The following is a 26,652-nucleotide window of genomic DNA, read 5'->3' as shown; positions in this document are numbered from 1 at the left end:
CCTGGAGGGGCCCCTCCGGTGGTAGTGTCCGCGCCGCGATGACTACCGAAAACGAAACCCAGGCCGCGTCTTCCACCCCGGAGGCTTCCGTCGAGACCGTCCGCAAGGTGTACGCGGTCGACCTGCGCGAGAAGGACCGCGTCAACACCGTCTTCCGCGTCACCAAGAAGGAGAAGGTGAACGCGCGCAGCGGCAAGGTGTTCCTCTCGCTGTCCCTGGCCGACAAGAGCGGCACCATCGACGCCCGCGTCTTCGACAATGTGGACGCGCTCGAGCCCAGTTTCCAGAGCGGTGACTACGTCCTCGTGCAGGGCAGCGTCATCGTCTTCCACGGCCGCACCCAGGTGGTGGTGGAAGCCGTGGAGCGCTTGGATCCGGAGCCGCTCGACCCCAAGGAGTTCGAGCCGCCCCCGGCCCCGCCCGCCGAGGCGAAGCCCGCCGCGGAGGCGAAGGAGCCTCGCGAAGTGAAGGAGCCGAAGGAGCCCAAGGCCTCCGAGGCGGCCAAGGAGCCCCGTGAGCCCAAGCCGGAGGCCCGGCACGAGGGCGGCGGCGGCCCGCGCGCGGTGGGGCAGATCCGCGAGCTCATCAACGAGCGCGTCAACGACCCGTACGTGAAGCAGTTGCTGGTGGCGTTCCTGGACGACGCGCAGGTGGCGGCGGGACTGCCCGTCGCTCCGGCGGCCAAGGGTGTACACCACGCGTGGCGCGGTGGCCTGGCCGAGCACGTCCTGTCGGTGATGCGCCTGACGCTGCGCGTGTCGGACCACTACCCCATGGCGGACCGCGACCTGCTCCTGGCCGGCGCGTTCCTGCACGACGTGATGAAGGCGGGCGAGGGTTCGTCCGACAAGGGCTTCGAGAACACCGACGAGGGTCGGCTCGTGGGCCACGCGGTGCTGGCGGCGCAGAAGATCCGCGAGAAGACGCTGGGCATCCCCGGCTTCCCTCCCCTCCTGGAGCAGCACCTGACGCACCTGGCGATCTCCCAGCAGGGCACGGGCGGCGCCACCGGGGCCCGGCTGCCGCTGACGCTGGAGGCGCAGATCGTCGACTCGCTCAGCGCGCTCGACACGCGCATCTCCTCGTGGGTGGAGGCGATGCAGCGCGACCCGAACGAGCGCTGGACGGAGCACCTGCGCGCCCACGATCGCGCGCTCTGGAAGGGCTCCGTGCCCACCGGTCGCGGCCGTGCGCCCGTGGAGGGCGGCAGCGGCCGTCGCAAGCACCGCGAGGAGAAGCGCAAGGCCCGGGGCGACAAGGGTCCGCAGGCGCCGGCTGGCGCCGAGGGCACCCCCGCTCCGGCGACCGAAGCGAAGGAGGCCCGTCCGGAGCGTCCGCCCCGGCCGCCTCGCGAGCCGCGCGCCGAGCGTCCGCCGCGCGAGGACCGTCCGCCCCGCGAGGAGCGTCCGGCCCGTCCGCCGCGCGAGGATCGTCCTCCGCGCGACGCCAAGAACCTGCCCGGCGAGTTGACCTTCAAGCCGTTCAGCGCGCTGGCGCCGTCCGCGCCCGCGAAGTCCGGTGGTGAAGGAGAGGGCTCCTCGGAGGGCTGAAGTCCATGGCGAAGCGGCTGGGAGAGCGGTTGATTGAGGCCGGCCTCGTAACGCCAGGGGCCGTGGAGCAGGGACTGGAGCACCAGAAGATCACCGGCCACAAGCTGGGGGACTGTCTGGTGGAGCTGGGCCTGCTCCAGGAGGCCGCGCTGCTGCGGCTCCTGGCCAATGAGTTCCAGACCCGCTTCGTCACCGCGGACAAGCTGGCCAAGGTCCGCATCGACACGAAGGTGCTCGACAAGCTGCCGGTGCGGCTGGCGGAAGCGCAGAACGTGCTTCCGCTGGCCATCGATCCGGAGCGCAAGCTGTTGTCGGTGGTGGCCGCCGAGCCGCAGAACAAGTCGCTGCTCGATGAGATCGCGCTCGTCACCAACATGTCGGAGGTCTACGCGTACATCGGCCTGCGCAGCGCCATCTCCGCCGCCATCCGCAAGCACTACTACGGTGACCCCACCGCGTTCACCGCGCTGTTGGAGGGTCCGCACGGCGGCGGGCCCCGGCGTCCGGAAGCCCCCGCGAGCAACAACGGCAGCTCGGACTCCGGCCGCAGCGGGACCTCTCCCGGACGCAGCGCCACCAGCCTGCAGATGCGCCTGGAGACGGACGCGCGGATGCGGCTGCGCGGGCCGGGCAGCGGCACCCAGGTGCGGGCCGCCACGCAGCGGCGCGAACCGGGTGGCCCGCGAGGGTTGATCAGCGACTCCGACTACGTGGAGACGCTGAGCCTCATGGTGGGCCTGCTGGAGCAGGACCGGCCCCGGCACCGGGGACATTCGGCGCAACTGGCGCGGCAGGCGGGCATCGTCGGCCAGCGCATGGGCATGCCCCACAAGGAGCTGGCGGCGCTCTCCATCGCCGCGTACCTGCACGACCTGGGCAAGCCCGCGGAGCGGCACTTCTCACTGGCGAGCAACGCGGCGAACGCGGAGTGGAAGGCCCAGGCGAAGGCGAGCTACCGCGCGCCGACGAAGCTCTTCGAAACGGTGCACCTGCCCACCCAGGTGAACACCATCCTCGCGCAGCTCTACGAGGCCTGGGACGGCTCCGGCACGCCCCAGGGCGCCAAGGGCGAGGACATCACCCTGGGCGCGCGCATCCTGGCCGCGGTGGACAGCTTCCTGGAGCTGACCAAGAACCCGGGCAACGCGCACGGCCGCGTCTTCACCAAGCAGCAGGCGCTGGAGCACCTTCGCAAGCACGCGGGCATCCTCTACGACCCGGTGGTGGCGGACATCGTCGGCCAGCTCCAGAGCGGAGAGCTGCTGGTGCACCGGCTTGCCAGCGAAGGTCGGCAGGTGCTCATCGCCGAACCGGATGAGACGACGCGCGGCGAGCTGCTGGAGGCGGTGCTCAAGCAGGAGCTGGTCGCGCACGCGCTGTCCACGCTGGACGGCGCGCTGGACGGCCTGGCGCGGCAGGACTGCGACGTGCTGGTGGTGAGCCTGCGGTTGGGTCAGCAGGAGGTGATGGACCTGCTGGAGACCGCGCGCGCCGCGCCGGAGAGCGCGGGCCTGCCCATCGCGGTGGTGGGCGAGCCGGATGCCCAGGCGCGCGAGCGGCTGCTGATGGCGGGCGCGACGGCGGTGCTCGCGCCGGGCGACAAGGCGGAGGTCGCGCGCACGGTGCACACGCTCTTCCAGGACCGGGTGCAGCACAACGGCCCGGGCCGGGTGGTGCGTGGCAGCTTCGACGAATTGCCCCCGAAGGAGCTGCTCCGCACCCTGGGCGGAGGCCGCAAGAGCGGGAGGCTCCAGCTGCGCCACCATACGTTGGAGGGCTACCTGCACCTGGAGCGGGGCCGCGTCGTCTACGCCTCGTTCGGCGGACACGCGGGCGAACCCGCGCTGCAGGCGCTGCTGAAGCTGAAGCAGGCGGACTTCCTCTACGATCCGGACGCGCTGCTGCTGGACATGCCGCAGCTCGACCAGGACCTGGAAGTGCTGGCCGGCGCGGTCAGCGCAGGGTGAGGTTGAAGAGGCGGGCCGCGTTGGCGGTGGTGACGGCAGCCACCTCCTCCAGCGGCACGCCCTTCAGCTCCGCCATCTTCTTCGCCGTCTCCAGCACGTGCGCGGGCTCGTTCTTGCGGCCCCGGTGCGGCACGGGCGCGAGGTAGGGACTGTCCGTCTCCACCATCAGGCGCTCCAGCGGCGCGAAGCGCACCGCGTCCTGGAGTGCCTCCGTCTTCTTGTAGGTGATGACGCCGGACAGCGACAGGTAGAAGCCCCGGTCCAGGTAGCGCCGCGCCGCGTCCGTGTCGCCGGTGAAGCAGTGGATGACGCCGTTCGTGACGTCCTCGGCCGCCAGCGCCGCGTCGCAGTCCTCATGCGCGTCGCGCACGTGCACCACCAGCGGCTTGCCCAGGCGCTTCGCCAGCGCGCACTGCCTCCGGAAGACGGTGGCCTGCACGTCGCGGGGCGAGTGGTCGTAGTAGTAGTCCAGCCCGGCCTCGCCCACCGCGCGCAACTCCGGACGGGCGCAGGTGCGCTCCAGCACCTCGAAGTCCGCTTCGGTGGCGCGGGCGGCGGCGTGCGGGTGGATGCCCAGCGTGGGCGACAGGAAGTCCGGGTGACGGGCGGCGATCTCCAGCGCGTTGCCCCAGTCCCCGGGGTTCTCGAACTGCCCCACCAGCACCGCGTGCACCAGGCCCGCGGCCCGGGCGCGCTCCAGCACCACCGCCACGTCCGCGTAGTCCTTCGGCTCCAGGTGGCAATGCGCATCGACCAGTCTCATGAGCCCTCCCGAAACAGCTCTTCCAGCTCCAGCCGCGCCTCTTCCGAGACGAAGGTGGCCACGGTCGCGCGCACGCGCTCCTGACCCTCCGCCACGCCCAGGCGCCACACGCCATCCGCCGCGTCCAGCCGATCATCCTCCGGCGCGGCGCGGTCCTCCAGGACGGAGAGCAGCCAGGGCAGCGCCCGCGCATCTCCCAGCCGGCCCAGTCCGCGCGCGGCGGCGCCCCGGCAGGGGTCCTTCGCGTCCTGGAGGATGTCCTTCAAGCGCTCCAGCGCGCCCGGCACCTTCAGCTCGCCGCACAGCTCCACCGCGAGCGCCCGGTCCGCGCTCCACTTCTTGCGCGTGCGCTGCATCAGCCAGTCCGCGCCTTCCGGGTCCCCCAGCTTCAGCAGCACGCCCGCCGCCTGCGTCTTGTCGAACGCGGGCAGGAGCCACTTGCCGAACAGCTTCTTCACCGCCGGCAGGGCCCGCACGTCCTCCAGCTCCGCCAGCGCGCCCAGGGCGCGAAAGCGCAGCGTGTCCACGTCCAGCGCGGCCACCAGCACGTCCAGGCCCGCCGGGTGCTTGAGGGCGGCGATGCCGCGCGCGGCCTCGAAGCGCACCTCCGGCGTGGGGTCCTCCAGCATGCCCGCCAGCGCGCCCCGGGTGTGCGGCAGGGCCAGGTCCGCCAGCCGTCCGGTGGCCTCCAGCCGCACCCGGGTGTCGTCGTCGCGCAGGCGGGGCAGGAGCGTGTCCGGAAGCTGCTCCGGCGGCAGCACCACCGACGCGAGGCTCACCCCGGAGCGGCGCACCTCCGGCTGCGAATCCGCGAGCAGTCGCACCAGCGCCTCCGTGAACTCCGCGACGTGCGCGGACTCCTCGGAGGCCAGTTGGAAGAGAAGATCCGCCGCATCGGCCCGGCTTGCTGGACGCTTCTCGCGCTCCAGGGTCAGCAGGGCGCGATCCCGTTCGGCACGCCAGTCCACCACGTCTGCCCACCTCGCTGCCGGGGGCGGTGAACCGCCCGGTGTGTCGTGTCTCAGGAACAACCCGTCCGGCCGCTGGCTATTTCTTGATACCGCCAGGGCACGATGGATCGCCCTGCACTTCCGTTTCCCGGCGGCCGCATGGACCGGCTCCGAGTCCCTTCACGTCACCGCCGGGCGGTGATGCACCACCCGGCGTTTCGTGCCCAGACGCCTTCCGCGAACGGAAGCCGCCCTACTTCACATCACTGCCGGGGGCCACGTCGCCCGGGTCCAGCAGGGACAGGTCCTTGCCGCCCGCGCCGGCCGTCAGCAGCATGCCGCGCGACTCAATGCCCTTGAGCTTGCGCGGCTTCAGGTTCGCCACCACCACCACGCGCCGGCCCGCCACCGCTTCGGCCGTGTACGCCTCCGCGATGCCGGAGACGATGGTGCGCGGCGTGCCTTCACCCAGGTCCACCTCCAGCTTGAGCAGCTTGTCCGCGCCCTTCACCTTCTCCGCGGCCACGATGCGTCCCGCCTTCAGCACCACCTTCGCGAAGTCCGCGTACTCGATGTCCGCGGCGGGGCCGGCCTCCGCGGTCCCCGTGCCCGCACCGGCGCCCGGAGACGCCTGCGTGGTGGGCACCGCGGGCTGCGCTTCAGGCGACTTCGCTTCCACGGGCTTCTTCTCCTTCTTCTTGTCCTTACCCCCAGACCCGGCGGCGGTGGAATCGGCCACAGGCGCATCCGGGAGGGGCTTGATGATGGCGTTGACCCGGTCCTCTTCCAGACGGGGCAGCAGCGGCTCCGGCGTTCCCAGCGGCCGGGAACGGTCCAGCAGTGGATACTTCGCGGTGGCCAGCGCCTGGAACGTCAGCGGCGGCGCATTCAACTGGGCGAACAGCCGCTCCGACACGCGCGGTGTCACCGGGGCCAGCAGCGCGCCCAGCAGGTAGGCCACGTCCGCCGCGTCCGACAGGTCGGCCCGGGCGGCCTCCGCGTCCTTCTTCACCAGCGCCCAGGGTGCCTGGGTCTGGAGGAAGGCGTTCGCGGTGGACGCGATGTCCGTGATGATCTTGATGGCGGCGCGGTACTCCAGCTTCTCGAACGCTTCGCGCACCTCCGGCACTCGGGCCAGGGCCTGCTCCACCAGCGTGCGCCCTGCCCCTTCCTGACGGCCCGGCGCGAGCTTCTTCTCCAGCGGGCCCGCCAGCATCGACAGCGCGCGGTTGGCCAGGTTGCCCACGTTGTTGACGAGCTCGCCGTTCACCCGCAGGCGGAAGTCCTTCAGGCTGAGGTCCAGGTCCTCCACGCCCGCGCCCAGGTTGGCCGCGTAGAAGTAGCGCAGGTAGCTGGGGTCCAGCAGGTCCAGGTAGTCGCGCGCGGGCACCATGGTGCCGCGGCTCTTCGACATCTTCTCCCCGTTCACGGTCAGGTGCCCGTGCACCTTGATCTCGTTGGGGATGTGGAACCCCGCGACCTGCAGCACGGCGGGCCAGAACAGGGCGTGGAAGTAGACGATGTCCTTGCCGATGAAGTGGACGATGCGCGTGGGTGCGCCCTTGTCCCAGTACTCCAGCGCGTCCTTCGCGCGGCCAGACTCCTTCGCCCACTTCTCCGTGGTCGCGATGTAGCCGATGGGCGCGTCCAGCCAGACGTAGAAGAACTTGTCCGTCTCCCCTGGAATGGCGAAGCCGAAGTAGGGCCCGTCACGGCTGATGTCCCAGTCCGCCAGGCCCTTCTCGAAGAAGCCCTGGAGCTGGGTGGCGAGTCCCGGGTGGATGAAGCCGGGGCGCTTCAGGACCTCCTGCAGGAAGTCCGCATGGCGCGACAGCTTGAAGAACAGGTGCACGGAGTTGCGGCGCACCGGCGGCGTGCCGCACAGGGCACAGCGCGCGTCGATGAGGTCCGTTGGATTGTACGTCTTGCCGCACTTCTCGCAGGCGTCGCCGTATTGATCCGGTGACTTACAGTTGGGACAGGTGCCGCGGATGAACCGGTCCGGCAGGAAGCGCTTGTCCTTCTCGCAGTAGGCCTGCTCGATGTCGCGGCGGTCGATGTCACCCGCGTCCTTCAAGCGCCCGTAGATGAGCTCCGCGTACTGGCGGTTCTCCGGCGAGTTGGTGGAGTGGAAGTAGTCGAACCGGACGTCGAAGTCCTGGAAGTCGCGCTGGTGCTCGTCGTGAAAGCGCGCGACGAACTGCTCGGGCGGGATGCCCTGCTTCGCGGCGTTGATCTCGATGGGCGTGCCGTGGGTGTCGTCGGCGCAGAAATAGACGACGTCCTGGCCGCACGAGCGGAGGAAGCGGACGTAGATGTCCGTCTGGACGTACTCGACGACGTGGCCGAGGTGGATGGCGCCGTTCGCGTACGGCAGGGCACTGGTGACGAGGATTCTCTCCGCCATGGACTCTCCTGAGGGCGGCGGACCATAGCCGCTCGGGGAAACGAGGTCATCGACCAACATGAGCGCCCGGAGGTGCACGGCTCGATGGTGGATGTTATCGACCGCCCACCATGTGCACCGTCCTCATCCTCCGCGACGTCCATCCCGAGTGGCCGCTGGTCCTCGCCGCCAACCGGGATGAGTTCTACGCACGTCCGGCCCACGGGCCGAAGGTCCTCTCCGAATCCCCGCGCGTGGTGGGCGGCCAGGACGTGGAGCGGGGCGGAACGTGGATGGGTGTAACCCACGAAGGGGTGTTTGTCGGCCTGACGAACCAGCGGGGCGCCCGCGGCCTGGGCACGGCCCCCCGCTCCCGGGGCGAGGTCGTCCTGCGCGCCCTCCAGGCCGGTTCGGTGGAGGCCATCGAGCGCTACCTCGGCACCCTGCCCGCCCCGGAATTCCTGCCCTTCAACCTCCTCTACGGCGACGGGCGCGTCCTCCGGGTGGCCTACGCGCGGCCGGGCCATCCGCACCTGCTCCACGAGGACGTGCCGCCCGGCGTCCATGTGCTGCCCAACGACAGCCTGGACAACCTGGCCCTGCCCAAGGTGGCGCGGGCCCATGCGCTCGCGCAGGGCGTGGCGGGGCGTCCGTGGCCGGAGATGGTGACGGGGCTCCAGGCGGCGCTGGCCGACCATGCCCTTCCCCCTCGGGGCGCGGCGACGGGGCCCCTGTCGGAGGACGGCCTGCCCGCCGACTTCCTCCAGCAGCTCCAGGCGCTCTGCATCCACACGGAGGTGTACGGGACACGCTCGGCGGCCATCGTCGCGCTGGCGCCCGGCCGCGTGGGGCACTACCTGGCCACGGACACCGCTCCCTGTCAGGGCGGCTGGCGCGACGTGACGGGCCTGCTCACCGCGCCCTGAAGTCCTCGCGGCGCCGTCGCGGGCCTCAGTCCAGCCGGGCCCGCATCACCGCGTCCCGGCCCGCGTCGTAGGCGGCTTCGAAGGCGGGGCCCCGGCCGGTGAAGGCCTCCACGGGGGGCGCGGGCACGTCCACGCGGATCTCCCGCACGTCGCAGTCCAGGTCTCCCCGGTAGAAGGCCGGCTCGCCGGTGACGTTGATGGCGATGAGCCGCGCGCCCGGGAACTGCTGGCAGGCGTCATGGATGGGGGTCGCGGATACGCGGTCCGCGCCCGGGTCGATACGCTCCAGCGTCGCGTCCTCGAACAGCAGGGGGTTGGCGGCGCTCGCGGCGACGGCCTCCGACAGCGGCCCGTGCGTCACGGTGATGAGCCGCAGGCCCTGATCCGTGGGCGCCTGATGGAAGGTGACGAACGGCACGGGCAGGTCCTCCACCTGGGCCCCCGCGTAGAAGCGCTCCAGCACCTGGGTGAAACGCCCGTGGCTCAGCCGGGGCACCGTCGCCGCGCCGCCCGCCGCACCCAGCGCTCCCGCCGCGACGGCCGGAGCCAGCGCGCCGCCCGACACCAGCACCGCCAGCAGGCCCACGGCCGCGCCCACCGCGCCCCGCGCAGCGGTCGTCTTGCGCGTCTCCTGTTCATAGTCCGCGAAGAAGGCCCGGTAGCGCTCGCGCAGGTGACCTCGGGGTTCGGCGGCATAGAGCCCGCCCACCACCGCGCCCATGCTGTTGCCCACCACGCAGTCGATGGGGATGCCCCGGGCCACCAGGGCGTCCAGCGCGCCCACGTGCGCGAGCCCCTTGGTGCCGCCCACCGACAGCACCACGCAGGTGCGCGAAGGCGTTCCACGCACGCCGTGACGGCACGACACGGCCCCGAAACCAACCATCAGCGCCAGCAACACCACGCCCAACCGCCGCCCCATGCATCCTCCCGCGGGAAGTCCGGGCACCCTACCCCGTTCCCGCGCGACCGGCCTCGCGGCCCGGGACAGCCCGCCGGGTCGGTCGCCCTCCTTCGGAGGCACGCGGATCCATCCGGGGCGCGGCCTCGTCTCCGGATGCGCCACAGCTCGACGGGTCGGTCCGCTCCTTCGAAGGCACGCGGATCCATCCAGAACGCGGCCTGCCTCCCGGCGCGCCACCCGGCAGCCCGCAAAAACACGACCGCCCCCGAGACATGGAGTCCCGGAGGCGGAAGATGAACCTTCACGGTGCCCGGCGTGGTGTCACGCCGGGCGCGTGGAGGTGCTTAGTACGTGGCCTTCAGCGACGTGCCGCTGTAGGTGGTGTAGCCGCGGAGCATGATGTACATCTTGCCCGCCGCCGTCTTCGCCGCCGCGCTGCACGACTCCGCGTTGCCGGAGAGGTACGGACGGCAGTCGTAGGACGTCGTGGTCGGCGCGGAGCCGAACTTGATGTACATGTCCGCGTCACCCGTGCCACCGCTCAGCACGTAGGTGGAGGCCTTCGCGGCCGGCAGGTCGATGCAGTACGAGGTCTCGGAGCCGGAAGCGCCCGACAGGCCCGTCTTCGCGACGCCGTTGGTCAGCGCGATGCAAGCCGGAGGCGTCACCGTGCCGCCCACGCCCACCGCTTCCCACGCCGCCGTCACGGCAGCCTGCGTGGCCGCGTCGTAGCCCAGCGCCACGGCGGCCTGGACGGTCCAGGTCTTCGCCTGGGCGAACGTCGTGCCCGCCGTGTAGAGGTCCGTGTTGGCCTTGTACCAGATGCGGGCGGCCTTCTCGACGCCGATGGCCGGCACCACGATGGTGGAGCGGCCGCGCGGGTGCGTGCCACCCTTCGACAGCAGCGCGAACGCCAGGTTGGGCACGCCAGAGCTGTAGTGCACGTCCGTGCTGGCAACCACGTTGGCCGCCCAGTCCTTGGACGCGCCGTCCTTCGCCGGGTCATCCATGTAGCGGAGCGCGTCGTTCGCCGTGCCGGGCGTCCAGACGTCCTCGCCGACCATCCAGATGGCCGCCGCGGTGCTCCAGCCGTTCACGCGGCTCTCGCAGACGGCGCCGAACGTGTCGGACATCGCCTCGTTGAGACCGCCGGACTGGCCGGAGTACGTGAGGTTGGACTCGTACTCCGTCACCGCGTGGGTCAGCTCGTGGACCGTGACGTCCGCGTCCTTGCCCAGCTCGATGGAGTTCACGCCGTCGCCGTCGCCGTACACCATCTGGGTGCCGTCCCAGTAGGCGTTGACGTACTTGTTACCGTAGTGAACCGTGCTGATGAGCGCCGTGCCCGCGTTGTTGAGCGAGTCGCGGTTGAACAGGACCTTGTAGCAGTCGTAGGTGTAGCCCAGCATGTCGTAGTTGGTGTCGACGTGCGAGTCACCGATGGCCGCCTGACCCTCGCTGCGCTTGAGCGTGCCCGGCGTGCTGGTGCCGTTGTTCGCGCTGTACACCTTGCGGTTGAGCGCCGTGTGGATCTCCGGCACCGTCAGCAGCGTGGCGCCGTTGAGCGCGTCCACATAGACGCGGTTGCGCAGCGGCATCAGGGCGCTCTCGCCCGTCACCGTCACCTCGTGCGCGAGGCGCAGGCGCTGGTCATCCTGGGAACGGACGTACACCAGACGCGAGCCCGTCACGGCCAGGAGCGTGCCCTGCGTGTCGCGCAGCGCCGCCGTGCGGGCGGCCTCCACGGCGACCAGCGGACGCGCGGACAGCGTGCCACCGGCCCGGGCCGAACCGTTCGCGCCGAAGATGGCGCCGGTCGGATCCACGTGCACCACCAGCTCCTCGCCCACCACCGGCAGGCCGTTCATCGTCTGCGCATAGCGGATGTGCGAAACGCCCTGCTCGTCCACTGACACCCGGCGGACCTGGAGGTCCGACGCGTTCAGGCGGAACAGCGACGCGATGCCCGGCATGGAGCCCGCGATGGCCGTGTGCACGTCCGCCGCCGCGAAGCCCGTCAGGGGGCGATCCGCCTGGCCCAGGCGACCCTGGATGGTGTGCGGCGTTCCATCCGCGTTCGTTCCGACAATCTGGGCGCCAGGAATCACGCTCAGCGCGCTCTGCACATCCGCGACTTCATCCGGCTTCTGCTGATCGTTCGAGGGATTGGATTCACCGACGCCGCAAGCGGCGAGGGGAAGGGTGGCGAGCAGCGCGGTAACGAAACGAGTGGTGCGAACCAAGGTGGTTCCTCCTGCCAGGCGAAAGGGGGTGTCGCCGTGGCAGCGCTCCACTGAGCATTCTTCGGGCCAACGCCTTAAGTGCTCGGAATACCTCGCATCACGAGAAGGCATCGAAACCGGGCTGGCACATGAACGCCCAGTAAATCTTCTGAAATGTGCAAGCAACCGTTACGCAGGCATTGCCAGGTGGCTGATTCTACTGGGGATTTCAGAGGTCGCCGCGCGCTGTCCTCAACCGTGACAGTGCACGCAGCGTGTGTCCTCTATTCAGGCAATCCATGGCTGACAGCTTTTTCTTGGTGAGCAAAGCACCGCCGGGTTTCGCGCCGCACGCGGTCGCTCGCACGTGATGCAGCCAGCCGGGCGGGTGCGTCAGCGCGGAGCACCGAGCAGCACGCGGGCGCGTCCGTCCATGGGCAGCGCGACTTCTTCCACCGCCGTGAGGCCCGCGTCGCGCGCGACATCAGCCAGGTGCCGCATCCACGGTTTGTAGGGCATCCCATTGTCGGAGCAGCAAGGGACGACGGCGAAGCCCAGGCCATGGCGCGCGGCGTATTCGATGATGATCCGCGTGGCCCCGTCGGGGTGCATGCCCACCACCAGCTCCGCCTCGCACGGCTCTTCCAGGGTGAAGGGCCGCTGCGCGTACTGCACCGGCAGGTGCTTGTGGCGCAGGTCGAAGGTGGTGACGGTGCGCCCACGCTGGGTGAGCGCCTCGTTCAGCTTCCCCATTCCACCGGCCACGTCATAGACGCGGGTGGCCTGGGGGAAGCGCGTGACGAGGAGGTCCGCGAAAAGGTCGAAGCGCCGCTTGTCCGCCATGGGCCCTCCTCTACCTCAGGCCCGGCCCGGCGCGCACGCACCGGATGCCGGCCGCCGCCCCGCCCGGTCCTCAGGGGCGGGTGCAGACCGTCCAGAGGAGCCGTTCAATGACGAGCTTCCCGCTGGCGGACGACTTCAGCGCCAGGTCCGCGTCCGCGCACGCCACCAGGGCGTTGAGCAGCTCGCGGCGCTCGTAGCGCGCGGCGGCCTGCATGCCGAACGCGAGCGCCCACGCGTTGGGCGTCTTGCGCTTGGCGGCCTTCAGCTCCGCCTCCAGCTTCGGAAGGATGCGCGTCTCCACGTCGCGGCCGTTCTTCGGAGGCTGGCCTCCCCCGTAGCGCTCCAGCCAGGCGTGGTTCTCCAGCAGCGAGCGGACGATGGAGGCCACCGCGCCCAACAGCTGCAACGCGTGCGTCCCCTGCCCCATCGCGTCCTCGGCGTAGGACAGCGCGTCCTTCAGCTCGCGCTTCTGGAGGGCCTCCGTCAATTCGAAGAACTCCTCCTCGCGCGCGTGGTGCACCAGCAGCGTCACGTGCGCCGCTTCGATGGTGGGCCCCTCGGCGTAGGCGGCCAGCTTCTCCAGCTCCGACTGGAGCAGCCGGATGTTGCCGCCGATGCGCTCCTTCAGCCCCTCCAGCGCGCCCGGCCCCAGCTTCTTCTTCAGGGGGGCCAGGAACTCGCGGGCAATCTCACTGAGGTCCAGGTCCTTGTGCCGCGCGGCCACCTTGCGCTCGAAGAGGCGGCCCTTGTCCTGCGCGAACTTGAGCAGCGGGCTGCGCGAATCCACGTCCGTCGCCGCCAGCACCAGCGCATGGCCCGGGGGCACGCCCTTCTGGAGCAGCTCCAGCAGCGCGGACGCGTCGCCCTCGGGCGCGCTGATGCGCTCCTCGCGACAGAAGGTCGCGGCCTCCTGGAGGAAGGCGAGGTCCGCCTCCGCCAGGTCCACGTTCAGCTCGTCCTTCCACTGCTCCACCGTGGGCGCGCCGGGCACGCGCGGGTCCAGTTGATCCACACCCCAGCCCGCGCGGCCCGCGAGCGCCAGCAGCCGACGGGCGCCTTCCTTGCGCTTGCCCGCCTTCCACGCGTCGCGCGCCTTGGCCAGCGCGTCGCCCTTGCCCTTCTTGGGCGCGATGAACTCCGGGTCCCGGACGAGCACCACCTTGCGTCCGGGGAACAGCGGCAGCGTGGCCAGCTCCTGCGCCACCTCGCGCGGGGAGGCCGCGTCCAGCACCGCGAGGTTCAGCCCCATGGCGGCATCCGGAACCAGGGTCTTCACCAGCTCGTCGGCACCCTTGCGGACGAGGAACTCCTCGCCCCACAGCAGGTACAGCGGCCACACCTTGCCGCCCTTCACCTCCGCCAGCACCTCGTCCATGTCCGCGCTCAACGGCCCTCCACGCACAGCTCGATGAGCAGGCGCTCCAGTTGCAACCGGGGCGCTCCATTGCGAGTGCCGATGGCCACTCGCGCCGACTCCAGCAGCGCATTGCGCCGGTGCAGCGCGGCCTCCGACGTGCGCCCCGCCACCTCCGCCGCCAGCGCCTTCAGGTCCCGGTTCGCCATCCCCGCCTCCGCCTCCGCCTTCGCGAGCGCCACGTCGCGCGTCCACAACAAGAGCAGCTCCAGCGTCGCGTCCGCGTCCTCGCGCGACCCGCCATGGCCTTCCGCGAAGCGCAGGAGGCCCGGGATGTCGTTGCCCCGGAGAGCCTCGAACGCGGTGATGACATCCTTGCGCCGCGCCAGCGCCTTCACGTCCAGCGCGAGCGCCCGGCCCAGGCTGCCGCCGGACATCACCGCGGCCAGCGTGGCGGTGTCCGCGTCCAGCTTGCGCTCCTGCCGCACGTGCTCGGCGACCAGCTCCACCGGCAGCGGGGCGAAGTGCACCTTGCTGCACCGGCTGCGGATGGTGGGCAGCAGCCGGTCCATGGCGCTCGCCACCAGGATGAGGGTCGTCTCCGAAGGCGGCTCCTCCAGCGTCTTGAGGAACGCGTTCTGCGCCTGCACGTTCATCTGCTCGGCGCTGACGATGATGGCCACCTTGCGCTTCGACTCCAGGCCGCGCAGCGCCAGGCGCTCCTGAAGCTGCCTTATCTGCTCCACGCGCAGCTCGCGGCTGGGCGTGCCGGTGAAGTCCGAGCGGCCGGCCAGGCCCCGCGACACGCGCTCGTCGTCCGGCATCACGTACGTGACGTCCGGGTGCAGGCCCTTGGCGATGCGCACGCAACTGGTGCACTTGCCGCAGCCGACCTCCGGGGCTTCCGGGCACGTGAGGGCCTGGGCCAGCCCCACCGCGGCCAGCTCCTTGCCGACTCCCTCCGGGCCGGCGAACAGGTAGGCGTGGTGCACCGAGCCCGTCCGCAAGGCGGATTGGAGCGCGTCCATCGCGCGGGGCTGTCCCTGCACCGAGGCAAGCGTCATGGGGGCGTGTATCTCCGCTCGGCGAGCACCCGTCAACCGCCGCCTTGACCCCCACGCACGCGGGCAGTCAGATTCAGGGGCGTGCTGAACTTCCTCGAAGGCCATCTCCCCCTGCTGGCGGGGGTCATCCTGACGGTGCTCCTGCTGGGCATCCGCGGCAGCACCCGAGACCCCGACCTGCGCGACGACCTGCGGGGCGCGGTGCGGATGCTCATCGCGTTCCTCCTGCTGCGGCTGGTGTCGCGCTTCCTGCCGGAGGCGGGCACGTCGGACGGGCTGCGCAAGGCCGTGAGCGTGGGCTGGATGCTCACGTTCGCCTACGGCGTCATCCGCGCGGCGGTGGCGTTCGCGCTGAAGCTCGTGCGGATGCGCTCGCCGGTGACGACGCCGAAGATTCTTCGCGACGTCATCGACTTCACGCTGTACGCGCTCGCGACGGTGCCCATCCTCCAGAGCCAGCTCAACCTGGACCTGGCGGGCCTCCTGGCCACGTCCGCGGTGCTGACGGTGGTCATCGGTCTGGCGCTCCAGGAGACGCTGGGCAACCTCTTCGCGGGCCTGTCGCTGCAACTGGACCGTCCCTTCGAGGTGGGCGACTTCATCCGCATTGGCGAACACACCGGGCGCGTGGCGCACATCGGGTGGCGCTCCATCCGCATCACCAACTTCCGGCGTGAGGTCATCACGCTGCCCAACAGCATGGTGGGCAAGGAGCACGTGAAGAACTTCACCCAGCACCGAGAGCCCGTGGGCATCGAGGTGCAGTTGGGCGTGTCGCTGGACGCGCCGCCCAACCAGGTGAAGCAGGCGCTGCTCGAAGTGGCCCGGGAGATTCCGCAGGTCCTCGTCCAGCCGCCGCCTCTGGCGCGCACGGTGTCCTTCACCGACTCCAACGTGCAGTACATGGTGCGCGTCTTCCTCAACGACTTCGCGCTGTCGGACAGCGTGAAGGAGGAGCTGCACACCCGGCTGTGGTACCGGCTGCGTCGCGAGGGCATCGAGCTGCCCCATGCCCAGCGCACGGTGCACGTGCGCCGCGAGGCCACCACGAAGCGCCGCGACCTGGCCGACACCACCGTGCGCGACCTGCTGCGACAGGTGGACCTGTTCGCCCCGCTGGGTTCGGAGGAGCTGGAGCGCCTGCACCGTGAAGTCGTCGTGCGCCGCTTCGGCCAGGGCGAGCGCATCATCCAGGAGGGCGAGGAGGGCGGCACCTTCTACGTCGTGGCCTCGGGCGAGGTCAGCGTGAGGGCCGGCACGCTCCAATCAGAGATCACGCGGCTGGGCCCGGGCCACTACATCGGGGAGATGTCGCTGCTCACCGGCGAGCGCCGCGCCGCCACGGTGGTGGCCCTCCAGGACTCCGTGCTGCTGGAGCTGGACCGGCCCACCTTCGCGCGCCTGTTCTCCGACCACCCGGGGCTGGCCCGCCAGCTCTCCGCGCAACTGGCCCAGCGCCGCAACCAGTTGCGCGCCGTGGCCCTGTCTTCCGGCGGCGGACCGGACCACACCCCCGAGGCAGGTCGCATCCTCGGACGGCTGCGCCAGCTCTTCGGTTTGACGCACGAATAGTGGCTTTCCGCGAGCGTGCTTCCGGGGCAATCCCGACCCGCCGGGCCCTTCGGAAGGGCACGATGTGGTGGGCTGGACGGCATGCATCCAGCCTTGCGTCCAGGGCCTTTGACGCTCGGCGCCGGAAGGGTCTAAACGTTCACATATGCAATCCGTCCGTGGCTTCCCTGCGCGATTAGGTGCCTTGCTCCTGCCAGGCGCGCTGCTCATGGCCCTGCCCCAGAGCGCGGCGGCCACGGCACAGGTAAAGCCAGACGCGACGCGCGCGGGCCTGGAGCAACTGTCCCACCGCCGCGTGTTCTTCGGCCACCAGTCCGTGGGCGGCAACATCCTGGAGGGCGTGCGCGGCCTGACCTCCACCGCGAACACGCCAGCGCCCTCCTTCGTCGAGGTGAAGGACGCGTCGGCGACGCTCGCGCCCGGCACCTTCGCGCACGCGCTGGTGGGGCAGAACGAGCAGCCCGAGACGAAGCTCGCGCACTTCGCGCAGCTGCTGGACGGAGGGCTTGCCAGGCAGGTGGACGTGGCGCTGCTGAAGTTCTGCTACATCGACTTCAGCACGGGCACCGACGCGAAGGCCCTCTTCGAAAACTACCGCGCCACCCTGGCGGGCCTGAAGACGCGCCACCCGGGCGTCACCTTCGTGCACGTCACCGCGCCCCTGACGACGGTGCAGCGCGGGGCCAAGGCCTGGTTCAATGAGTTGCGTGGTCGGTCCGTCTTCGGCGTCGGGGAGAACGTGTCGCGCGAGGCCTTCAACGCGCTGATGCGCCAGACGTACGGCGGCAAGGAGCCGCTGTTCGACCTGGCCGCGCTGGAGTCGACCCAGGCCGACGGCACGCGGGAGACGTACGAGGTGAATGGCCGCGCCTACCCGGCGATGGTGCCCGCGTACTCGGACGACGGCGGCCATCTCAATGCCCAGGGACAGGCGCGGGTGGCCTCCGCGTTCATCACCTTCCTCGGCGCCCTGCCGGAAGCCTCGCGTGAGGCCCCGGCCGCCGCGAAGGCCAATCCCTGACATATGCGCATTCCCTTGATGATGATGCTCGGCCTGGGGCCGACCGTCGCGCGTCTGAAATTGCGCCGTTGCAAGAAGGTGGGAGCGATTCCCACCGTCTGGGGGCGCGTCTGGATTCACGGCGAGGGTGAAGTCGAGGTAGGCCACCGCGTGGTGTTCGACGCGCGGCTGGCGCCCATTGAATTGCATGCGCAGCGGGGGGCTCGCATCGTGATTGAAGATGACGTGACCATCGAAGGAGGCAGCTCCATCGAAGCGCAGTCCTACGTGGTGGTGGGCGCGCGAAGCCACCTGGGCATGTGGTGCAAGCTCCTGGACAACATGTACCACCCGCTGCGCGGCAACCGGCACGAGCGGCCCAAGTCGACGCCGCTGGTGGTGGAGGAAGGCGTCACGGTGGGCAGCCGCGCCATCCTGCTGCCGGGCACGCACCTCCAGAAGGGCGCGAGCGTGGCGTCGGGGACGGTCATCTCCCGCCGCATTCCCGCGGGCGTGTCGGTGGGCGGCTCCCCTGCGCGGGCGCTGCGGCGCGAGGTGGCGCGATGAGGCCCGTGCTGCCTTCCACGGCGGAGGCCGCGCAGGTGGTGCGCGCGGGCCTCCAGATGGTGCGCACGGAGGTGCTGCCCCGCGCGGAGCGTGCCGTGGGCGTCGCGCGGGCCCGGTGGCTCTTCCGCGCCTTCCGCCTGGGCCAGGGCGTGGCGGCGTACGGGCCGGTGACGGCGCGCAACGAGGGGCACGCGGAGCTGGGCGACAAGCTGACGTTCCTGGGCGGCATGCTGCCCACGTCGGTGGTCTGCTATTCGGGCGCTCGGCTGCTCGTGGGCGCGGAGACCCAGTTCAACTACGGCGTGTCGCTGGAGGCTTGGGAGTCGGTGCAGATTGGCGCCCGGTGCATGTTCGCGTCGTTCGTGCGCGTGAGCGACCGGGACGGCCAGCGTATCGCACCCATCATCATCGAGGACGACGTGTGGGTGGCCCACGGCGCCATCCTGCTGCCGGGCGTGCGCATTGGCGCGCGGTCGGTGGTGTCCGCCGGCAGCATCGTTTCGCAGGACGTGCCCCCGGACTCGCTCGCCATGGGCAACCCGGCGCGCAGCATGACCCTGGACCTGGTGGCCCGCGAAGCCACCGGCACCTGAGGGCGCCCCGTCCTTCTTCGCCACCCGGTGCTCAAAGCAAAGCGCGCCGGGTGCGTTGTTCCCATAGCCGCCTTTCCACACCCCATCGCCAGACAGGATCCACTCCATGAGCACGCGCGACACCCTCCGCACCTTCATCGTCGACACCTTCTTCGTGGACGAGTTCGGCGACGACGACTCCTTCCTGCGCAAGGGCCTCATCGACTCCACCGGCATGATGGAGCTGGTGGCCTTCATCGAGTCGGAGTTCCACATCAAGCTGGACGACAAGGAGCTGGTGCCGGAGAACCTGGACTCGCTCACGCGCGTGGTGGCGTTCGTGGGTCGCAAGCAGGCGCTGTCGAAGGCGAGCTGAGCCCACCATGTGCGGCATCGCGGGCTTCACCTTCGCGGCGGGCGGGGACACGGCTCCGGCACTCCACGCCGACCGGCTGCGCCGCATGACCGCCAGCATCAAGCACCGGGGCCCGGACGCGCAGCGGGCCCTGCTGCTGGACGGCGCCGCGCTGGGACACGCGCGGTTGTCCATCGTGGACCTCGCCTCCGGCCACCAGCCGATGCGCGACGAGGCCACGGGCCTCACCGTCGTCTTCAACGGCGAAATCTTCAACCACGTGGAGCTGCGCGAGCAGCTGTCCGGCGCGTATGCCTTCCGCACGCGCTCCGACACGGAGGTCATCCTCGCGGCCTTCCTCACGTGGGGCATCGACTGCGTGCGCCGCTTCGAGGGCCAATGGGCCTTCGCGCTGTGGGATCCACGCGACCGCACGCTGTGGATGTCGCGCGACCGGGTGGGCATCTGCCCGCTGTTCTACGCGACGCTGCCCGGGGGCCAGTTGGCCTTCGCGTCGGAGGCGAAGGCGCTCTTCGCGAGCGGCCTCGTCGCCCCCGCGCTGGATGCCCGGGGCCTCAAGCAGACCTTCCAGCTCTGGGCGCCCGTGGCGCCGCGCACGTCGTTCGAGGGCGTGTCGCTGCTGCCGCCCGCGCACACCGCGAAGTGGCAGGACGGCCTGCTGACGCTCCAGCGCTACTGGGACCTGGACTTCGGCGTGACGCCGGATGCGCCGGACGCGCCCCGCCTTCTGGAGGAGCTGGGTGCGGTGTTGGATCGCGCGGTGCGGCTGCGGTTGCGCGCGGACGTGCCGGTGGCGGCGTACCTGTCGGGCGGACTGGATTCGAGCCTGCTGTGCGCGCTGGCGCAGGAGCAACTGGGCGGCACGCTGCGCACCTTCTCCGTGGGCTTCGCGCACGCGCGGTTCGACGAGCGCACGCACCAGGCGACGGTCGCGGAGCAACTGCGCACCGAGCACCGCGTGGTGGAGATGCGCGACGGGGACATTGGCGCGCTGGTGCCGGGCGTCATCTTCCACGCCGAGCAGGCGATGATGCGCTCCGCGCCCGCGCCCTTCCTGCGGCTGAGTGGCTGGGTGCGCGACCACGGCATCAAGGTGGTGCTGACGGGTGAAGGGTCGGACGAGATGTTCCTCGGCTACGACCTGTTCAAGGAGACGAAGGTGCGCCAGTTCTGGGCGCGCCAGCCGGACTCGAAGTATCGGCCGATGCTCCTGCGCAAGCTCTACCCCACGCTGGCTGTGAGCCAGCAGAACGTGGAGCTCTTGCGTGAGTTCTTCGGCCAGGGGCTGGAGACACCGGACGCGCTGGCGTTCTCGCACCTGGTGCGGTGGGGCAACAGTGGGCGCATCCTGCGCTTCCTCGCGCCAGAGTTCGCCGCTCGGGTGGCGGACGAGGATCCGGTGGCGTCGGTGCTCGCGTCCGTGCCGAAGGCCGTGGCCGGGTGGCGTCCGCTGGCGCGGGCGCAGTACCTGGAGGCGCGCACGCTGCTGTCGGGCTACCTGCTGTCCGCGCAGGGCGACCGCATGCTGCTGGGCAACGCGGTGGAGGGGCGCTTCCCGTTCCTGGACACGGGCGTGATGGAGTTCGCCGCGCGCGTGCCGGAGCAACTGCGCCTGCGGGGCCTGGATGAGAAGCACCTGCTCAAGCGCTACTCGAAAGGAAGGGTGCCCACCTCCATCCTGGAGCGCAGCAAGTTCCCCTATCGCGCTCCCATCGCGGGCGCGCTGGTGGGTCCGGAGGCTCCTGCCTGGGCGCGCGAATTGCTCGCACCGGAAGCGGTGGCCACCACGGGCGTCTTCGATGCGCGCAAGGTGGAGCGGCTGGTGGCGAAGCTGCGCGCGCCGAACTCCGCGGAGAGCGAAGCGGACACCATGGCCCTGTTCGCCGTGGCATCCACGCAGCTGCTCGCGCATCACTTCCTCACCCCGCGCGCGGTGCCGCAGGCGGATGTGGACGCGGTGCGGTTGGAGGCCGCGTGAGTCCCCACGCGGACACCGCACCCGCCTGGGTGCGCACCCACGCGCAGGCGACGCCCGACGCTCCGGCGGTGGACTCACCGTGGGCCCGGCTCACCTACGCACAGCTCGAAACACGCATGCTGACGCTCGCGGGACACCTGCGCGACGCAGGTGTTGAACCCGGGGCGCGCGTGCTCATCGCCCTGCCCCTGGGTTGCGCGACGGCGGTCGCGGCGCTCGCGGTCCAGGCGTTGGGCGCGTGCGCGGTGGAGCTGGACCGTGAGACGGGCGCCGACTCGCTGGATGGCATCCTCGCGCAGACGGGTGCGCGGCACGCGGTCATCTTCGGCCAGGACGCTCGTCGTTGGACGGGCCGCGCCTCCCTCACCCACTTCTTCGTGGTGCACGGCTCCCGTCCCCCGGAGCGCCTGCGCGGCCTGCTGACGCCCGCGACGTCCACGTGGTTGCAGGAGGACGGCGCGGTGGATCCAGATGTCATCTCCGCCCCCCTGACCGCCCTGCCCTCCCTGGCTCCGGAGGCGCCCGCGTCCATCGTCTACACGTCCGGCAGCACCGGCACGCCACGGGGCGTCGTCCAGACGTTCGCCAACATCGCGGCGAACACGCGCTCCATCGTGGAGTACCTGTGCCTGACGGCGCGCGACCGCGCCATGCTCATCCTTCCCCTGCACTACTGCTACGGGAAGAGCGTGCTCCAGACGCACCTGCTCGCGGGCGGCTCCGTGTTCCTGGATCCGCGCTTCATGTACCCGCAGGTCGTGCTGGAGGCCATGGCCACCGAGGCGTGCACCGGCTTCGCGGGCGTGCCCCTCACCTTCGAACTGCTGCGCCGACAGGCCGCTCCTGAATCCCTGTCGAAGCTCCCTCTGCGCTACCTCACCCAGGCCGGCGGAGGCATGTCCCCGGACACGGTGCGATGGACGCGCGAGTCCTTCCACCCCGCGGAGCTCTTCGTGATGTACGGCCAGACGGAGGCCACCGCGCGGCTGAGCTACCTGCCGCCCTCGCGCGCCACCGACAAGGCGGGCTCCATCGGCCAGGGCATCCCCGGCGTGACGCTGGCGGTGGTCGCGGACGACGGCACACCCCTCGCGGATGGAGAGGTGGGCCAGCTCGTGGCCAGGGGCGCGAACGTGACGTCCGGCTACCTCAACGCTCCCGAGGACACCGCCGCCATCCTCCACGACGGCTGGCTGTGGACCGGCGACCTCGCGTGGCGCGACGCGGACGGCTTCTTCTTCCTCGTGGGCCGCGCGAAGGAGATCCTCAAGGTCGGCGGCCACCGGGTGAGCCCCGCGGAGATGGAGCACGTGCTCGCGCGCCACCCGGCGGTGCTGGAGGTCGCGGTGGTGGGCGTGCCGGACGACCTGGGCGGCGAGGCGGCGTGCGCGGCGGTGGTGCTCAAGCCGGGCGCCACGCCGAAGGAGGACGACCTGCGCCGCTTCTGCCGCGAGTCCCTGCCCGCCCACAAGGTGCCTCGCCACGTGCTTTTCACCGAAGCGCTCCCGCGCGGGCCCACCGGCAAGGTGCTCAAGGCCGACCTGCGCACGCGCGTGCTGTCTTCACTTTCTTCCCCTGAATCGAGGTCGTGACGATGAAGTTCTCCAAGCAGGTGCTGGAACTGGACTGGGAGGCCAAGGCCGCGTCGCTGTCGGCCGGGCTCAAGGAGGCCGTGCTCAAGAAGCTGCGCAAGCGCGGGCTCGTCGTCGCCGTCTCCGGCGGCATCGACTCCGCGTGCGTCGCGGCGCTCGCCGTGCGCGCGCTGGGCCCGGACCGAGTCTTCGGCATCCTGCTGCCGGAGCGCGACTCCAGCGGGCTGTCCTCCAAGCTGGGCCGCGAGCTCTGCGAGAAGCTGGGCATCCAGCACACGCTGCATGACATCGCGCCCGTGCTGGAGGCCGCCGGGTGCTACTCGCAGCGCGACGCGGCGGTGCGCTCCGTGTTCCCCGACTTCCAGCCGGACATGAAGTGGAAGATCGTCATGCACGGCGACCGGCTCAACACGGACGCCCTCAATGTCTTCTACGTGGTGGTGCAGGTGGACGGGCAGGAGCAGCGCTTCCGCCTCACGCCGCAGGCCTACGTCCAGATTGTCGCCGCCACCAACTTCAAGCAGCGCGTGCGCAAGATGATGGAGTACTTCCACGCGGACCGGCTGAACTACGCCGCCTCCGGCACGCCCAACCGCCTGGAGTATGACCAGGGCTTCTTCGTGAAGCTGGGCGACGGCGCCGCGGACGTGAAGCCCATCGCCAGCCTCTACAAGACGCAGACGTACAAGCTGGCGCGGCACCTGGGCGTCATCGACGGCATCCTCAACCGCGAGCCCACCACGGACACGTTCAGCCTGGAGCAGTCGCAGGAGGACTTCTACTTCTCCGTGCACTACTCCCAGTTGGATCTCATCCTCTGGGCGAAGAACCACGGCGTCACGCCCGAGGAGGCCTCCCCGGAGATGGGCCTCACGCCGCAGCAGATCCAGCGCGTGTTCGACGACATCGACCAGAAGCGCCGCACCACCGCGTACCTGCACGCGCAGCCGCTGCTGCTCGAAGAGGTCTCCGAGCTCAAGCCGTTCAAGATTGGCTGAAGCCCAAGCTTCACCCGCCCCCGGAGGCCGCTTCGATGGAGTCCGCGGCCTCCACGCGGAGGCGCTCCTCCGGGGTGAACGAGTCGAAGAGCAGCCGCTGCACGGCGGCCTGACGCAGGGCCGGATCCGTCTGGGTGCGGCCCAGCGCCTCGCGCTTCGCGCGGAAGTCCGCCAGCCGCTGCTTCCACTGGGCACGCTCCTGATCCAATGCCTCCAACCGGTTGGTGGCCTCCGGCCCCACGGTGGACAGCCGGTGCTGGCGCAGGTCCTCCGGCGTCGCGCCACTGGCGACCAGTTCCTGCTCCACCGCCATCTGTCGCAGCGGACGCGCGGCCTCCTCGCGGCTCTGGCGCACCGCCGGAGGAAGGCGCTCCTCCAGCGCGGCGATGCGCTTCTCGCGCTCCTCGGCCGTCAGCGACGCGTCCTTCTGGAGCTTCAGCCGCTCCACGGCCACCGCGTCCACGGCCTCCTCCTGGCCGAACATGCCGTCGGCGCTGCCGCCCAGGTGCTCGCGGCGCAGCTTGCGCAGGGCCTCCAGGCGCTCGGCGGTGTCCATCGTGGCGGCGGACGGTGTCCGTCCCAGCGACCGGGCCGCTTCAAGGTAGGCCAGGTAGTCGTCCAGCACCTGCACCGCTTCGTCCATGGCGGCGGGAGGCAGCTTCTTCGCGCGCAACGACGCGAGGATGCGCTCGCGGATCACCGCCGGGGACTCCTCGCCCGTCGCGGACAGGTAGTAGTTGAAGAAGCGCAGCAGGTCCGGGTTCGGCACCAGATGCCCGGACGCATCCACGAAGACGGAGCCATCCTCCTCGGTGTCATGGAGCGAGCCCGGCAGCGGCGGCAGGGTGTCCCCGGGGGACTGCGCCGTCGGGACAGCGGCAGCGGGCGCTGAGGCGGGCGTCGCACGCGGGCCGGAGGCCTGGGCGACGGAAACAGAGGACGGCGGTACCACGGGTCCGGGCGCGTCCTCTGCCCGGACCTTCCACCACGAGAAGACGCCGGCACCCAAGAGGGCGCACAGCACGACCACGAGCATGACGGCGCGGCTCTTCATGGCGGGATGCTCCTGGACTACAGGCCCGCGGTCTTCAGGCGGTTCGCCTGGGTGCGGAAGACGGACTTCGGGTCGGTGAAGAACGCCGTGAGGCCGAGCACCTGGTTCACTTCGTCCAGGTGGTTCATGTCGTAGTTGTCACGGATCACCGTGCCGAAGCGCGAGCTGCAGCGGCCCACGAGGCCGTCGTTGGACTCGTTGTAGAAGAACGACGACAGCTTCATCGCGTAGTCGGACACGTCGAAGACGTTGGTGAAGGGATCCGTGCCGGACCAGGAGTAGTAGCGCTGGCCCTGGGTGCCCGTCGCCGCGCCGGTGCCGCACGAGGAGGTGGGCAGACCCGCCGGGAACTTCGCGTTGTACGTGGCCGCGCCCGACGAGGACAGGGCCGCCAGCGCGGCAATCGCGTCCTGGGGCTGCGTGTGGCCGGACAGCAGGCCCAGCACCGTGCCCAGGTTGTTCGCGAAGTACGCCAGCACGCTCTCCGTGAACGAGCCGCCCTTCAGGTTCCCGCGCAGGTAGGTGGCCAGCTCCGCGCCCTTGTGCGGCGTGCCCACCGTCGTCACCGACGCGACCAGGTCCGGCCGCACGGCCGCCACGTAGCGCACGTCGAGACCGCCGTGGCTGTGACCGATGAGGTTCACCTTCTTCGCGCCGGAGCGCGCGAGCACGTTCTGCACCTGCGCGAGCAGCGCCTCACCGCGCGCCTCGCTCGTGTTGAACTGCGGAACGTGCGTGATGTAGACCTTCGCGCCGCCCGACGTCAGGTTGGATTCGATGCCGTAGAAGTAGTCGAGCACGCCAAACAACGAGTCAAAACCCGCCATGCCGTGCGCGAGCACGATGGGGTACTTCGTCTGCGTGTACGTATCCGCGGCGCGGGCAGGCTGCGCCCAGAGGGCAAGAACTGCGACGGTCAGAACGAGGGTCCGGACAGCGTTTCGCATACAGGCTCCTGGTGGGAGGGCGGGCCGACCAGAGGGATTGACCCGCGAATCAGCCCATAAAGCGAGACACTGATAAAAAGCAAGCCAGCCCCTGATTTAGCCGCAAAGCGTGTCAGATCTGGGTCAGGCCAGACGCCGGGGGTTGTCCTCCTTCCCTCTACGACGCATCGCATTGTGACTTGAGACGCATTGCGCCATCTCAATCCAACGCATCGCATCATCATTCCAACGCCCTGCGTTGAGCTGGCATCATGCGAGGGCCTTCTCGAGGAGCGCACGATGGACGCCGACGCCTACCAGGGCTTCACCACGGAGTTGACGCGCAGGGCTGACGCGGACGGTCGTTTCCGGGGGCTCGTGGCGCTGGGTTCGATGGCGGCGCGGGACTACCTGCCGGATGACTTCAGCGATCATGACTTCTTCGTCATCGCGCAGCCCGGACACGCTGAAACATTGAGACAGGAGCGTGGATGGTTGCCGCGCGCGGAGGAGGTTTCACACGCCTTCCGTGAGACGGCGCACGGCGTGAAGGTCGTCTACCGCGACGGACACCTGCTGGAGTTCGCGGTGTTCGATCTGGAGGAACTGTCCTGGGCCCGCGTCAACCGCTACCGCGTGTTGTTGGACCGGGGCGACGTGGCCGCGCGCATGGAAGAGCGTGCACAGGCCACCGCGCGGGAGCTTCAACAGACGGCGCCGGATGATGCGTGGTTATTCGGGCAATGGCTCACGCAGGTGCTGGTGGGCCTGGGGCGCCACGCGCGGGGCGAGGTGCTCAGCGGACGGTCTCGGCTCGATGAGGCGGTGCGCCTGTTCTGCCTGCTGCTGGCCCGCCATGTCCCCGCGTCGGAGGCTTCGGTGCTGGATGGGTTGGATCCACTGCGGCGCGTGGAGCGGGTGTACCCGTCACTGGGACGGGAGCTGGCCCGCGCCCAGGAGGGGGACTCGCCGGGGCTCGCGCGGGCGCTGCTCCAGTTCGCCGCGCGCGAGCTGTCCCACGTGCCCGCCTTTCCGCGCGAAGGGGTGGCCGCCGTGGAGGCCCGGCTGCGCGCCCTGCACGGATAGCG

The 26,652-nt window shown here is 70.4% G+C and carries 22 protein-coding genes; 12 read left to right on the top strand and 10 right to left on the bottom strand.

All coding sequences use genetic code 11. The annotated features are described in order from the left end of the window. The first annotated feature begins 38 nt into the window (after window positions 1-38). Together OV208_RS29950 and OV208_RS29945 are read left to right on the top strand one after the other, a co-directional pair. Window positions 39-1,550 carry a 3'-5' exoribonuclease YhaM family protein gene (locus OV208_RS29950; protein WP_267577329.1) on the top strand — a complete coding sequence of 504 codons (1,512 nt, stop codon included), beginning with the start codon at window positions 39-41 and terminating at the stop codon, window positions 1,548-1,550. Window positions 1,551-1,555: 5 nt separating this feature from the next. Continuing rightward, window positions 1,556-3,517 (top strand): HD domain-containing phosphohydrolase, encoded by a 1,962-nt coding sequence (locus tag OV208_RS29945; protein WP_267577328.1) that lies wholly within the window; start codon window positions 1,556-1,558, stop codon window positions 3,515-3,517. Here OV208_RS29945 and OV208_RS29940 read toward each other — a convergent pair. The 3 genes from OV208_RS29940 to metG form a co-directional block, all read right to left on the bottom strand. Next, a complete protein-coding gene (locus OV208_RS29940) occupies window positions 3,504-4,280 on the bottom strand; it encodes a TatD family hydrolase (protein WP_267577327.1) in 777 nt (258 codons plus the stop codon). The two genes, OV208_RS29945 and OV208_RS29940, sit on opposite strands and share 14 nt — an antisense overlap. Beyond that, window positions 4,277-5,251 carry a HEAT repeat domain-containing protein gene (locus OV208_RS29935; protein ID WP_267577326.1) on the bottom strand — a complete coding sequence of 325 codons (975 nt, stop codon included), beginning with the start codon at window positions 5,249-5,251 and terminating at the stop codon, window positions 4,277-4,279. Before OV208_RS29935 ends, OV208_RS29940 begins: the two co-directional genes overlap by 4 nt. 232 nt (window positions 5,252-5,483) lie before the next feature. Beyond that, on the bottom strand, window positions 5,484-7,637 hold the full coding sequence (gene metG, locus OV208_RS29930) for a methionine--tRNA ligase (protein ID WP_267577325.1): 2,154 nt from the start codon (window positions 7,635-7,637) through the stop codon (window positions 5,484-5,486). Window positions 7,638-7,747: 110 nt separating this feature from the next. On the opposite strand from metG, the gene OV208_RS29925 reads away from it, so the two are divergent. Beyond that, on the top strand, window positions 7,748-8,542 hold the full coding sequence (locus OV208_RS29925) for an NRDE family protein (protein ID WP_267577324.1): 795 nt from the start codon (window positions 7,748-7,750) through the stop codon (window positions 8,540-8,542). Window positions 8,543-8,567: 25 nt separating this feature from the next. On the opposite strand, the gene OV208_RS29920 is transcribed toward OV208_RS29925, so the two are convergent. The 5 genes from OV208_RS29920 to holB all read right to left on the bottom strand — a co-directional run bounded on the left by OV208_RS29920 (window position 8,568) and on the right by holB (window position 14,929). Then, the gene (locus OV208_RS29920) at window positions 8,568-9,464 is read right to left on the bottom strand and encodes a patatin-like phospholipase family protein (protein ID WP_267577323.1); all 897 of its coding nucleotides are present in this window, start codon (window positions 9,462-9,464) and stop codon (window positions 8,568-8,570) included. Window positions 9,465-9,790: 326 nt separating this feature from the next. After that, window positions 9,791-11,689, bottom strand: a complete 1,899-nt coding sequence (locus tag OV208_RS29915; protein ID WP_267577322.1) for a M4 family metallopeptidase — start codon at window positions 11,687-11,689, stop codon at window positions 9,791-9,793. A 372-nt stretch (window positions 11,690-12,061) separates the two neighbouring features. Next, entirely contained in the window at window positions 12,062-12,511 is a 450-nt protein-coding gene (locus OV208_RS29910) for a hypothetical protein (RefSeq protein ID WP_267577321.1), read from the bottom strand. A gap of 70 nt (window positions 12,512-12,581) precedes the next feature. After that, the gene (holA, locus tag OV208_RS29905) at window positions 12,582-13,886 is read right to left on the bottom strand and encodes a DNA polymerase III subunit delta (RefSeq protein ID WP_420715059.1); all 1,305 of its coding nucleotides are present in this window, start codon (window positions 13,884-13,886) and stop codon (window positions 12,582-12,584) included. Window positions 13,887-13,894: 8 nt separating this feature from the next. After that, the gene (holB, locus tag OV208_RS29900; protein WP_267577319.1) at window positions 13,895-14,929 is read right to left on the bottom strand and encodes a DNA polymerase III subunit delta'; all 1,035 of its coding nucleotides are present in this window, start codon (window positions 14,927-14,929) and stop codon (window positions 13,895-13,897) included. Window positions 14,930-15,010: 81 nt separating this feature from the next. On the opposite strand from holB, the gene OV208_RS29895 reads away from it, so the two are divergent. The 8 genes from OV208_RS29895 to nadE all read left to right on the top strand — a co-directional run bounded on the left by OV208_RS29895 (window position 15,011) and on the right by nadE (window position 23,584). After that, entirely contained in the window at window positions 15,011-16,501 is a 1,491-nt protein-coding gene (locus OV208_RS29895; protein ID WP_267577318.1) for a mechanosensitive ion channel family protein, read from the top strand. A 208-nt stretch (window positions 16,502-16,709) separates the two neighbouring features. Then, window positions 16,710-17,522, top strand: a complete 813-nt coding sequence (locus OV208_RS29890; protein WP_267577317.1) for a hypothetical protein — start codon at window positions 16,710-16,712, stop codon at window positions 17,520-17,522. A 3-nt stretch (window positions 17,523-17,525) separates the two neighbouring features. After that, window positions 17,526-18,068, top strand: a complete 543-nt coding sequence (locus OV208_RS29885; protein ID WP_267577316.1) for an acyltransferase — start codon at window positions 17,526-17,528, stop codon at window positions 18,066-18,068. Next, the gene (locus tag OV208_RS29880) at window positions 18,065-18,661 is read left to right on the top strand and encodes an acyltransferase (protein WP_267577315.1); all 597 of its coding nucleotides are present in this window, start codon (window positions 18,065-18,067) and stop codon (window positions 18,659-18,661) included. Before OV208_RS29885 ends, OV208_RS29880 begins: the two co-directional genes overlap by 4 nt. 106 nt (window positions 18,662-18,767) lie before the next feature. Beyond that, complete coding sequence (locus OV208_RS29875) at window positions 18,768-19,016, top strand: acyl carrier protein (RefSeq protein WP_120539591.1); 249 nt, start codon at window positions 18,768-18,770, stop codon at window positions 19,014-19,016. A gap of 7 nt (window positions 19,017-19,023) precedes the next feature. Then, window positions 19,024-20,994, top strand: coding sequence for an asparagine synthase (glutamine-hydrolyzing) (gene asnB, locus OV208_RS29870; protein WP_267577314.1), 1,971 nt, complete (start codon window positions 19,024-19,026; stop codon window positions 20,992-20,994). Beyond that, window positions 20,991-22,586: a class I adenylate-forming enzyme family protein gene (locus OV208_RS29865; protein WP_267577313.1), complete on the top strand. Its 1,596-nt coding sequence runs from the start codon at window positions 20,991-20,993 to the stop codon at window positions 22,584-22,586. Before asnB ends, OV208_RS29865 begins: the two co-directional genes overlap by 4 nt. Window positions 22,587-22,588: 2 nt before the next feature. Beyond that, complete coding sequence (gene nadE, locus OV208_RS29860) at window positions 22,589-23,584, top strand: NAD(+) synthase (RefSeq protein WP_267577312.1); 996 nt, start codon at window positions 22,589-22,591, stop codon at window positions 23,582-23,584. A gap of 10 nt (window positions 23,585-23,594) precedes the next feature. Here the strand turns inward: nadE and OV208_RS29855 are convergent, their stop codons facing one another. Together OV208_RS29855 and OV208_RS29850 are read right to left on the bottom strand one after the other, a co-directional pair. After that, window positions 23,595-24,638 carry a lipase secretion chaperone gene (locus tag OV208_RS29855; protein ID WP_267577311.1) on the bottom strand — a complete coding sequence of 348 codons (1,044 nt, stop codon included), beginning with the start codon at window positions 24,636-24,638 and terminating at the stop codon, window positions 23,595-23,597. Between the two features lie 17 nt (window positions 24,639-24,655). Further along, window positions 24,656-25,585, bottom strand: a complete 930-nt coding sequence (locus OV208_RS29850) for an esterase/lipase family protein (RefSeq protein WP_267577310.1) — start codon at window positions 25,583-25,585, stop codon at window positions 24,656-24,658. 279 nt (window positions 25,586-25,864) lie between these two features. Here OV208_RS29850 and OV208_RS29845 point away from each other — a divergent pair, with 279 nt between their 5' ends. After that, complete coding sequence (locus OV208_RS29845) at window positions 25,865-26,650, top strand: hypothetical protein (RefSeq protein WP_267577309.1); 786 nt, start codon at window positions 25,865-25,867, stop codon at window positions 26,648-26,650. The last annotated feature ends 2 nt before the right edge of the window (window positions 26,651-26,652 follow it).

It is taken from the genome of Corallococcus sp. bb12-1 (genome assembly GCF_026626765.1).
Lineage (GTDB): Bacteria > Myxococcota > Myxococcia > Myxococcales > Myxococcaceae > Corallococcus > Corallococcus terminator.
The sequence above is the reverse complement of the archived record's forward strand: the minus strand, read 5'-3'. Positions and strand labels throughout refer to the sequence as shown.

Bases quoted from the DNA above. Each gene is read 5' to 3' on its own strand.
- OV208_RS29925 (WP_267577324.1), top strand. From the start codon at position 7,748: ATGTGCACCGTCCTCATCCTCCGCGACGTCCATCCCGAGTGGCCGCTG.
- OV208_RS29920 (WP_267577323.1), bottom strand. From the start codon at position 9,464: ATGGGGCGGCGGTTGGGCGTGGTGTTGCTGGCGCTGATGGTTGGTTTC.
- OV208_RS29885 (WP_267577316.1), top strand. From the start codon at position 17,526: ATGCGCATTCCCTTGATGATGATGCTCGGCCTGGGGCCGACCGTCGCG.
- OV208_RS29890 (WP_267577317.1), top strand. From the start codon at position 16,710: ATGGCCCTGCCCCAGAGCGCGGCGGCCACGGCACAGGTAAAGCCAGAC.
- OV208_RS29855 (WP_267577311.1), bottom strand. From the start codon at position 24,638: ATGAAGAGCCGCGCCGTCATGCTCGTGGTCGTGCTGTGCGCCCTCTTG.
- nadE (WP_267577312.1), top strand. From the start codon at position 22,589: ATGAAGTTCTCCAAGCAGGTGCTGGAACTGGACTGGGAGGCCAAGGCC.
- OV208_RS29940 (WP_267577327.1), bottom strand. From the start codon at position 4,280: ATGAGACTGGTCGATGCGCATTGCCACCTGGAGCCGAAGGACTACGCG.
- OV208_RS29945 (WP_267577328.1), top strand. From the start codon at position 1,556: ATGGCGAAGCGGCTGGGAGAGCGGTTGATTGAGGCCGGCCTCGTAACG.
- holA (WP_420715059.1), bottom strand. From the start codon at position 13,886: ATGGACGAGGTGCTGGCGGAGGTGAAGGGCGGCAAGGTGTGGCCGCTG.
- OV208_RS29875 (WP_120539591.1), top strand. From the start codon at position 18,768: ATGAGCACGCGCGACACCCTCCGCACCTTCATCGTCGACACCTTCTTC.
- OV208_RS29950 (WP_267577329.1), top strand. From the start codon at position 39: ATGACTACCGAAAACGAAACCCAGGCCGCGTCTTCCACCCCGGAGGCT.
- OV208_RS29845 (WP_267577309.1), top strand. From the start codon at position 25,865: ATGGACGCCGACGCCTACCAGGGCTTCACCACGGAGTTGACGCGCAGG.
- asnB (WP_267577314.1), top strand. From the start codon at position 19,024: ATGTGCGGCATCGCGGGCTTCACCTTCGCGGCGGGCGGGGACACGGCT.
- OV208_RS29850 (WP_267577310.1), bottom strand. From the start codon at position 25,585: ATGCGAAACGCTGTCCGGACCCTCGTTCTGACCGTCGCAGTTCTTGCC.
- OV208_RS29880 (WP_267577315.1), top strand. From the start codon at position 18,065: ATGAGGCCCGTGCTGCCTTCCACGGCGGAGGCCGCGCAGGTGGTGCGC.
- OV208_RS29910 (WP_267577321.1), bottom strand. From the start codon at position 12,511: ATGGCGGACAAGCGGCGCTTCGACCTTTTCGCGGACCTCCTCGTCACG.
- metG (WP_267577325.1), bottom strand. From the start codon at position 7,637: ATGGCGGAGAGAATCCTCGTCACCAGTGCCCTGCCGTACGCGAACGGC.
- holB (WP_267577319.1), bottom strand. From the start codon at position 14,929: ATGACGCTTGCCTCGGTGCAGGGACAGCCCCGCGCGATGGACGCGCTC.